The 12906-nt window shown below is 61.0% G+C and carries 7 protein-coding genes; 4 read left to right on the top strand and 3 right to left on the bottom strand.

Going from position 1 to position 12906, the window contains the following annotated elements:
* Positions 1-20: 20 nt before the first annotated feature.
* Entirely contained in the window at positions 21-434 is a 414-nt protein-coding gene (locus tag ACODSR_RS17665; RefSeq protein WP_489077930.1) for an MbcA/ParS/Xre antitoxin family protein, read from the top strand.
* On the top strand, positions 431-1165 hold the full coding sequence (locus ACODSR_RS17660) for an RES family NAD+ phosphorylase (protein WP_489077929.1): 735 nt from the start codon (positions 431-433) through the stop codon (positions 1163-1165). The genes ACODSR_RS17665 and ACODSR_RS17660 overlap by 4 nt, the downstream gene beginning before the upstream one ends.
* Positions 1166-1230: 65 nt before the next feature.
* Here ACODSR_RS17660 and ACODSR_RS17655 read toward each other — a convergent pair whose 3' ends face one another.
* Positions 1231-1743, bottom strand: coding sequence for a DUF6933 domain-containing protein (locus ACODSR_RS17655; RefSeq protein WP_489077928.1), 513 nt, complete (start codon positions 1741-1743; stop codon positions 1231-1233).
* Positions 1744-1949: 206 nt separating this feature from the next.
* On the opposite strand from ACODSR_RS17655, the gene ACODSR_RS17650 reads away from it, so the two are divergent.
* Positions 1950-2141 (top strand): hypothetical protein, encoded by a 192-nt coding sequence (locus ACODSR_RS17650; protein WP_489077927.1) that lies wholly within the window; start codon positions 1950-1952, stop codon positions 2139-2141.
* Positions 2142-2203: 62 nt separating this feature from the next.
* On the opposite strand, the gene ACODSR_RS17645 is transcribed toward ACODSR_RS17650, so the two are convergent.
* Positions 2204-3094, bottom strand: coding sequence for a DUF4238 domain-containing protein (locus ACODSR_RS17645; RefSeq protein WP_489077926.1), 891 nt, complete (start codon positions 3092-3094; stop codon positions 2204-2206).
* A gap of 3 nt (positions 3095-3097) precedes the next feature.
* Positions 3098-6904, bottom strand: coding sequence for a hypothetical protein (locus tag ACODSR_RS17640; RefSeq protein WP_489077925.1), 3807 nt, complete (start codon positions 6902-6904; stop codon positions 3098-3100).
* A gap of 281 nt (positions 6905-7185) precedes the next feature.
* On the opposite strand from ACODSR_RS17640, the gene ACODSR_RS17635 reads away from it, so the two are divergent.
* Positions 7186-12732 (top strand): sacsin N-terminal ATP-binding-like domain-containing protein, encoded by a 5547-nt coding sequence (locus ACODSR_RS17635; protein ID WP_489077924.1) that lies wholly within the window; start codon positions 7186-7188, stop codon positions 12730-12732.
* Positions 12733-12906 lie beyond the last annotated feature (174 nt).

Here is a 12906-nt window from a genome sequence, read left to right as displayed (position 1 = left end):
CTGCCATATGGAGAAATGCCATGCTGGCTCTGCAACCCGTTGATACTGCCGTTACCGCTTTCCGTCCCGATCCGATTACCCAGGACGAGGCAGCTGCCATGTTCCGGGCAGTCCTCAATCTGTTCGGCAAATGGGAGTTGACCGACGACCAGGCAGCAACGCTGCTCGACATGCCAGTGCGCTCCTATCGCCGCTGGAAGGCCGAAGGCCCCGGGCGCGTCTCGCGCGATGGCCGCGCTCGTCTGTCCAACCTCATGGGCATCCACAAGGCGCTCCGGATCATCTTTTCGGAAAGCTCGCGAGGCTATGCCTGGATCAGGGCAGCCAACGACGCGTTCGGAGGAGCCAGTGCGCTCGACGTGATGCTCGGGGGCGAACTTACCGACATCATGCGGGTGCGTCGCTACCTCGACGCCGAGCGTGGTGGCTGGTGAGCGGAACGGCGGATATTCCCGTTTCTCGAGTTGAGTGGGAGGGCGCTGTCAGGATCATCCGCAGTGCCTTTCCGCCCATCGACCTTTTCGAGGACATCGCCGATCCAGCCGACTGGCCGTTGCTGATCTCGGCAGAGCAGAAGACCAATCCCCGCATCATGGCGACGATTGGCAATCTGGATCTGGTCCCTGTCGACCGCCGCGTCGGCGGCAACGGCGCTTCCTACCTCATGGCGCCGTTCACCCATGTCAGCACCGACCGGCCAAGCCGCTTTACCGATGGCAGCTACGGCGTACTCTACGTCGGGGACCAGTTCGAGACCGCGCTGTTCGAGACGATCCACCACCATGCCCGCTTCATGGCACGGACAAAGGAAGCGCCTGGCTGGACTTCGCAGTTCCGGGAGATCGTCATGGCGGTCGATGCAGGCCTACATGATCTTAGATCCGCAGCTGCGGAACCGGCCCCGATGCTGGACCCTGATAGCTACGCGGCATCTCAAGCTCTCGCTGCGAATCTCAGGGGCGCAGAATCCGACGGCATTGTCTACCCGAGCATCCGGCATCCTGGTGGGGAGTGCGTCGCACTCTTCTACCCGGACTGCGCGTCAAATCCTTTGCAGGGGCGCCACCTCGACTATCACTGGGATGGTCAGCGCGTTGACCTTGTCCGCGATGCCGGTTCGGGAGCTGTTTTCCGTATCGTAGATTTGCCGCCCGATCCTGTCTGACCGCATGAGTTGGCCTTCCGGCCGAGTGCTGTAGTATCTCCGAGCACAGTGGTCGGCCAGCAGACTCAAGTCTGCGCACCAGCCATCACGAGTTCATGAAGGGCTTTGTCTGGCGAAACCGGGCCCTTGTACAGCGGGCTACACGGTGTCTCCGCTAGCTTGACGGAAATCGCTAGGAGGTCGTCATCATCACCCTTTTCATAGGCATAGGCGGCCAGCCAGAATTCGGCCTGCTTAACGAACTCGTTGAGGATGCCCACGACACTCCGGTTCGCGGTCTTTGCGTACCGGGCCTGGTCCATCCGCCAGACTTCCTGGGCAATGAATTCAGATGAGACGCCGTGCTCCTTCAGAACCAGCGCCAATTGTGCGGGGAATCTTCGAGCAAGCGTGGCTGCTGGGGCTAGCGGCATAAGCACGGGAAGCAGCGTGCGCTCAGAAACCAGCAAAGCGACCTGCGGCTTCCAGAACAGCACCGTGGCATACCAATTGCCCAGGGCGGTGTCGCTTTGTCCGGGCTCCGCGATCTCGGGTTTGATCCGATCTAGCAGTTTCTTGGTGCAGTGGAGGTGCAACATGGCGGCTTTGGATAGTGCTCGCTGTCAAGGGTGTCCACTCACGCCACCGGCCACGCAGATGTAATGATTGAAATGGAAGGCACCGACCAGTTCAAGCCATTCCGCAGCTGGCGCATGAACGTCTGCTCACGCTGGAATTGGTCATTCCACGCCATCCAGAGGATCTGGGATGGCTGGCTTTGCTTTTGACGAACAGAATGAAAAGCATGAGCAGGATGGCCCCGGAACACACCTATGAGCAGGGCGTTCAGGCAGAGATTGCCAACCAAAACCTGAATACCGCGCATTCCATCATCTACGGCCGCATCGACGAGATCGAGACGAGCAATCCCGCAGAGGCCGCACGCCTTCTCCAAAAGAGCAAGGATATCCGCGACTTCCAGCGCTTAGGCGCTTGACGGGTCGTTCGCGCTGAACTGATCGATCTGGCGCGACTCCCGGCTTGGGCGACGGGTGCCGCCTAAGTCTTGCGATAGCGGAAGCCTCGGGTGGTCTGCTGCGCAAAGCTGAACCCAGCCCATTCGAGATCTTCACCGAGGAACTCATCGTCGGCAATCAGATAGCGCGCGTTGCCTTCCAGGAATTGCACGAGATACTGCCGATTGACCACGCGGGCGAAATCCATCGGCACTGGTTCGACCATGAAGCCGGGAGGACCGCCAGCCATGATCAAGGCGCCCCAATGCCTGTCGAGTGCAAGCCACCATGTCCGTACGGAATTGAAACTTGAGCCGAACACAGAGCTGCGGCCCGGATGCGAGAGCCGGACGGCAGGATTGGTTGACGACCGCAGGGCAATCGGGGCCTGACACATAGTCACGCTGATGCCGCTGGCATCGGCGGGAAGCATCGTCTGCATGGCGCCGGTGCGGAACAGCGTATGCGCAGCGCCGGGGTTGGCTGTGATCCATGCATACATATCGCGCTCGTCTTCGGTGAGCTCGTCTTCCAATTCGCCGGCGAGATACCGGGCGTGCTGCTTCTCGATGAATTGCAGCATTTCAAGGTTGCGGAGCTGAAGGTGCCGCGCGAAACCGTAAATAGGCATACGATCGGTCTCGTCGAGGTTTGCACAGTTCCCGCCGCTGATCTTGAGCCAGGTCGGACTCTCGGAAAACGGCGTTTCGATCGCCCGGTTCAGCGGGCGTTCGATCGATCCACGAAACCCGTTTCCCTCATAGTCATGGAGATGCTCTTCATAGCCAATGCCTTCGATCGATTTTCGGTCGGCGACGACGACGTCGCGGTGACGCTCAAGCACCATGACCTTGTTGACATCATCGGCACAGGCGAACCTGCGCATGTAGAACTGTGGTACGTAATGATGCTTTTTGGGTTCATTCGCGGCCACGCATCACCCCCGATTGAATTCGTTCTGCATCGAGCGGTCGATCGCTTCCCGGGTTGCATTGGCCCAGTCGCCCAGTTTCGGATCGTCGGCCCACTCTGCGAGAGGTTCCTTGAAACCGGCCAGATGCGGATTTAGTGACCCGCTCCACGAGTTCGGAAAGATGCGAGAACGCAGGGCGGAACGGAATTGCTTGGAACCGCCATAGCGGTCAGCAAGCTGCTGCAAGGCCGGGTGCCAGGTCCATCTGTCTTCGACCTCGACGAGAATCGGGAAAAAGCTGACCAGAAAAGCGATACGCCCCTCCGGCTCCCGCTCGACCCAGTCGAGCATCAGATCGATCGGCGTCTCGAACAATGCCCCGGCGCCGACGCGAGACACATTCGAAGCAAACGGGTTGGTCGGCGCAATGATCGCATTAAGTCGCTCTCGTTCAAGCCGCGACCCGATCTCGAAGAAGCCGGCGAGCACGGCCCAAACTTCCTCGGGCGCGTGCTTGACGACGATTGCCAGGGCGCTGCGCAGAGCATCGGATGGACTTCCATGTCTGCCGCCGACCGACTGACACGCGTTCTCGATCTGAAGAGCAAAGTTGCGTGCAAAGGTGCCGTCAATTGCGCCCGAGGCGCTGAGCAACCTGATCATGCGATCATGGTTGTAATCGGCGTTGCCTAGGTGTCCGTCGACCTCTTTGGTGATCGCCGGAGACAGAATGGCGATTTTGGTGAGATCGGCGATTTCAGGTGAGAGCCATTTTTGCTCGTGGGTCACCATCGACAAGATCTCGAGCGCTGCCCAAGCACCGCCCTGATCGACTAGGGCGTCGACGAGGTCTGTCAGCGCGGCCGTCGAGACATCGGCAAGTCCTCTGCCATAGGAAATTGGCACGACATGAGCCACGGCGATCTCACCCGCCCGCACTTGCGCCGTGAGGCGCCCCAAGCGCTCGTTTGTGACGCGCAGGGCTGTGTAGATGTTTATGGGGCTGGCGGCGAGCACGGTCGACCTGTTGGCAATGGCCTCCAGCGCCTCGCTCTGCGCCGGTTCATGGGAAAGCCGCCGATCCAGCGACGCGAGGAGGGCGCGCACGAAGCCCGCCCCGGCGCGGGTGCCTTTGGCATCGAGCGCCGCAACCGCTTGCGCCATCGCGTCTAATGGATCGGGCACATGCGCGGCAAGCGCTTCGGCAAAGGCGCCAGGTCCGTTCAGCTCTTCGCTCGACAGCGCGGCGATCGCGCGGCGGAGTTGCTCCGGGTCCTTGGCAATTGCGGGTGCCAAAGCTCTCGCACGCCGGCTTGAATACTCGAAATCGAGGTCATGCACGGTCTCGGCATAGCGCGTATCGGGATCGTGTATGTCCGCGGTCCAAAAGCGACTATACAGGAGGACCTGTTCGACGGGATCGGTCGGCAGCGTCGCATCATAGAGCACGCGAACGGCCTTGGCGAAGGCGGTCGGCGGATCAGGACGGTCGAAATAGAGCCAATCGCCGATGCCTTTGGTGGCCTCGAACCAATGGCCTTTGGCCGCGACGACCTCGCTAACGAATGTCTCAATGGCTGGAAGCAGATCCGGGGCGATCAGGTTGCGAAGGTCGTCGGCGACGTATTTTTCTATGGGCGCACGTAGGTCAGGAGACGCGCGCCAGACATCTAGCAATCGCTCGAGCGCCCAACGGAAATAGCCGAAGATCGTCTCTTGGTCTGCAGGGGTCCATTCGGTGCGATAAGGTTCTGCGCCAATCTGCTCAAAATCAGCGGACCGCGAGATGTATGTCTGAAGCATTGCCCCTAGCGCCTCGACGCAGGCTCGCCGAATTCTGGGATCGTCCTCGTCCAATGCGTCGGCCAGCGCTTCGCGCCGCCGTCGGTCGTCGGCTTCTGTTCCTGCAAGCGCAACTTGGAAGAGCTGGCGCAACAGGTCGCGGATGGGTGACGCCCCCTCGATGTCGGCAACCGCCGCGAGACGCAAAACCATCTGCGCGGCGGGCTTGAAGCTCGACTGGCGCGAGGCGAGCAGACGCAAGGCGTCGAGGAGATCGCCCGTTGCGGATATGTTTGCCAGCTCTTCGAGCGGCATCTGCGTGATTGACCAGTATAGGGCCGATCCTGTCGCATCGGGATCGACGTGCATCAGCGACGGCAGGAAAGGCGCTGCTTCGTCTCCGAGCAGCACCGTCGCATCGGCAAACGGGCCGCGCAGCAGCGCGCGAACGACGTCGATCAAAGTCAGAGAGCGGGCCAGATAGCGCCAGCGCGCGAGCATCATATCGCGGTGTATCGGCGCGCACGACAACAGAAAGTCGATTACCGTCGATGGCCGCAGATAGCTCAAGCGCCGCATCGCGAGATAGTCGGCGATCGGGCGTGGCCGTGCATTCATCTGGTCGTTGTTGCGGCCGACGAGGTGTTGTTCTGAAGCGACGACCAGATGTTCGAACATCAGCCCGCCAGTCATATGGGCCAGTGTTTCGGCAAGATGATCGAACGCTTGCGGGTCGGCATCAGGCGCTAGCCGCTCAAACAGCGACAAGCATTCCAATGCTCGAACCGTGTCGCGATCTAGGCCTGCGGATTGAATGATCTGCTGGGCTACGTCGTCGGCGGACTTTAGGATGCCATGCTTGCTGTAGCTTCCGGCAACTAACACCGCGATCCGCGGAAAGCCGTCGCAAAGCTGCGCTATATATTCAATCTCGTCCGCAGCGGCCTTCGGCAGACCGCCGACCAGAATGCCTTTGATCGTGTCGAGATCGGCAGGCTGAGGCCGGATCGAGAGGCAGTCGACAATCTGATCACGCCCCTCCGCACCGATAGTGATGACGCGAAGCTGGCTGCCTTCGGCGCGGGCCAGTTCGAAAAGCCGTCGCGAGTCCTCCCAGGAACACGCATCGACCACGAGAACAGCCGGCGAGCCGTCGTTCTTGATCTGATTGGCAACGTCCCAGATGCGCGTCGACACGTCGCGATAATCGCAGAATATGAAGTTTGCGACCGCGAGGTCACGAAGGGCTCCTGTGCTGGTGCTCAACGCTTGGTGCAAAGCGCGGGTTTTGCCGATCCCCGACGCTCCCCAGATTCGGGCGCAAGCTCTGGGAGCTGAGAGATGATCGACCAGACGGCCAGCAAGCTGGGTGAAATCCAGGAGGTCGGCGCGGTTCGATCCCAAGGAGAACGCACGCGACGCGCTGCCCACGAACGGCGGCATCGCCACATCTGCGCGCTTGCCCCATTGATCGAGCGTCGCAAAGCCTGCGAATGGGACGCCGGCCTTTTGTTCTTTTACCCATAGGGCAACTGCGGGATGCGAGCTTGCCCAGGCGGCAAGTTTGTTGCCGTCATATACTCGAACCGAAGTGAGCTTTGACGGATCGCCGCCCGCCGCGCGGATGCCGTCCTTGATCGCTGCAGCGCGATCATCGGCCTTTGAGCCTACGAGCGGGGTGACCGTGACACCGACATAGCTACCGCCGCGTTCAAGCACCTCGGCAACAGCGTCATTCAGGACCTTGGCTTTCTTGCGCTGTGACTTTTTGGTCCAGACCTCCTTTTTCCACTGCGCGTCGCCATAATCGGTCGCCTTGCACTGAAATACGACATCTCGCCCGGGGAAATAATCGGTCGAAACCTCGCCATCCTGCCATTTGACGATCGCGTCCTGGCCACCATCCGCGATGGTAATTTGGAGGGGCACATCGACGTTGCGCAGCGGGACGCCTGCCTTCCGGGCTTCGGCATACAGCAGGACGCGCAGCAAACGGACCAATTGCAGCCCATCGAGATGTTGGATTTCTGAAGGATCGACAGCAAACATATCTCCACTTAGCGAGACAGTGCTGAAGCTCAAGGGAAGCGCCGTGTGGCAGCCACCGGAGCCGCATTTCCGATGCCGGACAGTGACAATTGTCCAAAAGCCAAGACCTCTTTTAGCAGCTTAGGCGGGTATCTGAATGGCCGGTGTGGGCGTAACCGGACGTTTCCTGTCGCGGAGCTGACCGACAGGAATGTCCCAAAACGCGTTATAATGCCGACGGCACTATCCTCGAGAACAGGGTTAGGTTAGCTGATGAACGGGCGATATGACTTGGAGGCGGCTTGGCCAGCGTTGTTGATCTTACAGATCCCGTCGCATCGGAGGAGCAAAACGAGGCTTTAACGCCCGCCGATCAGATCCATCGTATCGCCGAGGGGAAGTTACGCGCGTTTGCCGGGACAATCGACGTTACCACCGGCATCTATCTCGACGACGTTTATGCCCAAAACAAGAGCGTCGCCGAACACACAGCCGCCGATTATCATGGGCGGTTCCTGATTGAGCTCGTCCAGAACGCCAACGACGTCCATGTGCGCGGCGCGCATGATGGTCAGATCGAAGTGCTCCTGGTCGAGGACGAGGGTGATTTCGGAACCCTCTATGTCGCAAATCTCGGAAAACCATTCACCCACGATAATGTCGTGGCGCTTTCGCGCATCGGAATGTCGACCAAGCCGCCCGGTGAGTCGATCGGCAACAAAGGGCTCGGCTTCCGCAGTGTGAGCCACGTCTGTGACGCGCCCGAAGTATACTCGCAGGCGTCGAACGCGATCGGCGCAGGCAGGTTCGAGGGATATTGCTTCACTTTCGCCCGGTCTGAAGATCTGCCCTCGCGGATTGACAACCCGACCGTCCTCGGCCTGGCGCAGTCCGATCTGCCGATGTTCTTTCTGCCGATTGCCCTCGGTACGCAGCCTGAGACCATCGTCGAGTATGCAGCACGCGGCTTCTCGTCCGTCATTCGGCTTCCGCTTCGAGATTTAGACTCGCTTCAGACGGCGAGGGACGAGGTGGCGGCGCTAGATGACGATGGCGCTCCCTTGCTCCTCTTTCTCGATCGTCTCGAGAAGCTCGACGCCAAAGTACGGACCCGCGCTGGTGAGACCTCCTTGGCGTTCACTCTTGAGCGGCATGAAGAGTCGATCACGTCCGCGCCGGTTGCCGCCTCAATCGTCTCGCTAAGCGGTGCGCACTGGTTGCTTGTCCGCGATCATGCGCCCGAGGCTCTCATGCAGCGGGCCGTCGACGATGGCGTCAAGGCCAAGCAACTCCATAGCAGTTGGAAGGACTGGACAGGGGTCGGTGAAGTCGGCCTGGCGGTGCCCCTTGATCATGAAATTTCGTCGCCCCGCCTCTATACGTTCTTGCCAATGGGGGAGGGCGCCACAGCGCCCTTTCAAGGCCACCTCCACGGCAGCTTCTTCCCGTCTTCGAACCGAAAAGCCCTCGATGCTAGTGTGGCGCTAAATCGCCTGCTCCTCACCCAAGCGGTCACACTCGCCGCTGCAAGCGTGCGTTGGCTCGCGGACCGCGATACCGGCCGCAGTCATGCGGCTCTCACGGCGATCTCTCGGGCGAAGGCGTCTGTCGATCTCCTCGTATGGACCAACCCGTCGAGCCTCACCGCGGCGAAGAGCCCCGGCGAGCGACTAGATTTGCCGGCCCTCTCGGCTGCGGAGGTCGCGCGCCTCGGCGAGCAAGACTTCGCCTCTGTACCGGTTATCCCATGCGCTGTAACGCTAGGTGGCTTGCTCTCGATCGGTTGGCGCTGCCCCATGGAGGTGCGCGCCACCTTCGAGGTTTCCGCCACCTTTGATCTTTTGGCGGTCGCGAAGCACGGTGCGACTATTTCCCCGCCGATCGCGCCGCTTCTTCCTGAACTCACGTCCGAGCGCATCGGCCGGCTAACACCTTTTCTTCGTCAGTATGCTCCAGCCCTGTTTCGTGACGGTCTGGCACCCATCGAGTGCGCGCGAATTGCGGCGAAGATCGCCGGTACTCTGCGTGCTGGAAAGCGTCCGGCGACGAGCCAGTGGACCGCTTTCTATCGAGATCTGCCTTCCTTCATGAAAGAGGGGCCGGAGATGCTCGTCGGCTTCCCCGTAATTCTCTGCGATGACGGGACGGTTCGTGCCGGCCGCAGCGACGTCCCTACCGATGGCGAACTTCCGCGTGTCCGGCGGCGCCGGCGCAAGGGTGAGCGGATTGAACCCTCCCTCTTCTTCCCACCCGCGACGCGGCCATCGGGTGAGAACGCGGATATCCCGCTTGAGCAACTCCGTGTGCCGGCGCCGTTAGCCGCCCACTTCGCCTTTGCCGCGAACACGCTCCCCTGGCACGGTGAGCTGCGCCCGGCTCGTGAGTTCCTAGAGCGCGGTCAAGTCTCTGCCTATGATGGTGAAACGGTCCTCACCCGTATCTCCCAGGTGGTCAACGCGGGCGCCTCGGTCGAGGAGGCTCTGGCGGGTCTCCGCTGGGCATTTGCAATCTGGCGTCGCGCTCAGGCCACGAGGTCGATTAAGGTCGATTCCTCATATCGCTTGCTCGTGCCCACAGCGGATGGGATGATCCACGCGACTGAGGCCGTCTTCTCGGAGACCTGGCCTGATGAACTTCTCGGCCGGCGGCTGAATGCGCTCTTCAGCGCCGCGCCGCCCGACGTTGCCGACTTTTCCGACTATCGAAAGCGCCTTCTCGCGCCGACCAGCCATCGCGCCTTCAAGGGCCAGGCGACGCTGTGGGCGGAGTTTCTGCGCGGACTGGGTGTTGGAACTGGCTTGCGCGCGCTTCCCTTGCCCACCATGCCCCCGACAAGATCCTACGAGGTAACGAGCTTCGGCTTCGCCAAGAAGCTCGGTCTTAGTGATGCCGCCATTGCCGACTGGAAGCGGGACGTCAGCACCTTTAACAAGGAGAGCCTCCGCCACACATATTCCACCAACTACAAATTTGCGAACACGCTGTGGCACCTGCCCGGCCAAAGCGACCACGAACGCTTTTCCGACGATTGCCGCGAAATCTACGCCGGTCTGGTGATCGAGTGGCTGGCAGGCGCCGGAAAGGAGTTGCTCCGCGTCGACCTTCGTCACGAGCACTTTTCGAGCGACCAATACCCATGGTCGACGCCTGCGGGTGCCTTTATTCGTAGCGGCGCTTGGCTGCCCGCGGACGATCCATCATCCGACGGGCCGGTTCGACGCTTCTATAGCCCGTCGGACGTCTGGGTCTCGAGCAACGAGCGCTTTCCCTTCTATCTTCGGCAAGTGGCGGTCACGATCGGCAGGATCATCGATCGCCGGCAGCCCGACGCGCTCAAGAAACTGCGAATCTATGGAAGACTACGCCTTCTGAACGATCCCGCGATCGCCCTCGAACAAGCACGTTTCCTTGCGTCCCAATATGCCGCCGGAACGGTTCGCCCACACTATGAGCAGCAGCTCGCCAACCTCTACAACGCGACCTGGAAGGTTATCGCAGACAAGCACGCAGCGGATCCGCAAGCGACCGGCAAGGCGGCTAACGACATGCCGATCCTTGTCCGTCGGCGCGCCGATCTCGCGGTTACGATCCCGGTCAAGGAGACCGCGCCACTCTACGTCCGCGACAGCGACGACGATCTTGCGCCGAGTCTTGTCGTGTCGATCGATGGCCTCCTTCTCGACATCAGGGGCGCTGATCGCGCGCGGGTGGGCGCCGCAGCAGAAGCCTTGTTCGGCAAGAAGGTGAGCCGCCTATCCACGATGCGCTACGACGTAAAAATAGACGACGTTGCGCTCGACGACATTGAAACCAGCGAAACGGCGCTCGACAAATGCCCCTGGCTCCGCGTGATGCTCGCGGTTGCGATGGAGGGGTTGCGCGGCACCGACGCCGGTCAGCTTCCTGCAGATCGTGGCACCGTTCTCGAACGGCTTAGTGATATCGCCCTCGTGGCGGCGGAAGATGTCGCCTTCGAAATCAACGAACAGCGGATAATGGCCCCTGGTGATCGCCCCGCCTATGTCTTCCGACGCTCGGACCGGCCGACTCTCGTTGTTACCCGGGTCGGCGATCCTCTTACCTGGAATGGCCTCCAACTCTGTCTCCCGGCGATCTGCGACGCGATCGACCTTTCCCCAGTCGCCAATGGCATGCGTCTACTCGCCCACGAGCTCGCCGCTGCCTGCGAGGACATCGGCGAACTCGGTCTCGATGAGGATATGATTTCCCGACTCGGCCGCACCCTCCAGCTCGAAGACGGCTTCGTGGCTTCGGTCCAGCATCTTATCGGCGAGCGCGTCGATCTTCGGATGCCGTGGATCCGCGCAGCCATCCACTACGGATTGGGGTCAGAAGCTCTGAAGGACTGTGATCGACTTGAGGCCGAGCATGGAGCAGACCCCGCTCGTCTACTCGCTGAACTGATGCCGCTTATCACGGCCGCGGCGACGGATGCCGACGGGCTGCTCAAGGCATGTCGGCGAGCTCAATCAACTGCACAGTTCGGTGAGCTTCTCGACCTCGATTTTGCGCGCTTCAACGAGAGCTTGGCGGCTACAGGAAGCGAGCCGCTGGCCTACCCCGCGGTCCACGCTTCGCAGCTCCTCAATCATATCGTGGACCATGAGACGTCCATCCTGGAGGCTCTCCGCAACGCGGTCGCGTCAACGCTCGACAAATTCACGCCTGCTCCCGATTACGCCCAGCGCCGTGACGCCCTGCGATCGATGAAGACGGATCAAGCGTGGCTGCCGCTCTATCATTTCGTGCCAGAGGCCGTGCTAGAGGAGTATCTCGCACGGTGGCTGGAAGACGCGGGGGCACCCGCGATCGGCTCGAACCCACATGGCCTGCCTGACCTTGCCGACGTCAGGTTGGCCAACCTAGCGGCGATTAACCGCTTCGCGGCCGCGGCGGCGCCCATCGTGCGGGCTTGGTGGAAGGGGCCGGTTTCGAGCATTCCCGACTATTGGCGCGAGGCCAAGGCGGCCGAACAGCATATCCGTGCCAAGCTCGATGCGGCTGGTGCGGTCGACTTCAAGCCGATGGATGAGACAGCGCTTATTTCCTGGTGCGTCAAGCTCGCCTTCTGGCCTGACGGTATGGAGCCAACGCTCGATCTCGACATGCTAGGTATCGGAGCCGATGCAATCGATGCGGCTGCGAAGGAAGCGCAACGCGAGGCGGAGGAACGGGCAGCCAAGGCGCGCTCTGTTCGCGTCAATGATCGCGATGTCGATCCCGAGCATGCTGACTGGACCGAAATCTCGGCCGAGATCGCCGCCCGTCTTTCCAAGCAGGTCAAATCGGCGAGGCTGACCACGCCCACCGAACTAGCCGTGCTCGAGAAACGGACAAACAAGCCGCCAACGAGTCGTAATCCGCGCGATGTTCCGCCTGGGCCGGATCGGACCCCGCAAGCCAAGAAGGACATGATCGGGCGGCTGGGAGAGCTCGTTGTGTATCACTGGCTCAAGGATCGCTTCCGGAACCAGGACATCGACAAGGCATGGGTTTCACGATTCGGTGCCTTGCAGAAGGGCAAAGCTTGGTCCGACGACCTCGGCTACGATTTTGAGTTGAAGCATGATCGGCGAACCTGGCTTATCGAGGTCAAATCCAGCCAGGGTGATCGGTGCCAGTTCGAGATGGGAGAGTCAGAGGTTCGTGCCGCGCGGGAGGCTGCCCGGCCCCGGTCGGGTCAGCGTTATGTAGTGATCTACGTCGCCAACCCGGCAACTTCGAGCGCAACGCGGATCGACGTCTTGCCCAACCCCATGAGCGAGGAGGCGGATGGTATCCTCCGCCTCCTCGGCGAAGGCGTGCGCTTCGGGTTCAAACCGAAATAGGACCAAGGCCGGGATCCTGAGCATAGTCAAACGTCCGCTTTTGCGAAGGCGTGACCCTGGCAATCGAGTCCGTGGACCGCAGCCTCGTCCCAACCATGGCCATTCGTTATAACCCGTTGCTGTCGAGAAATTTTCTGCGAACGCCCCAGAGGAGAGTTGGCTTTGCCCTGATTG

It is taken from the genome of Sphingobium sp. FG125, from assembly GCF_057809795.1.
This window is presented reverse-complemented; position numbering and strand designations above follow the sequence as displayed.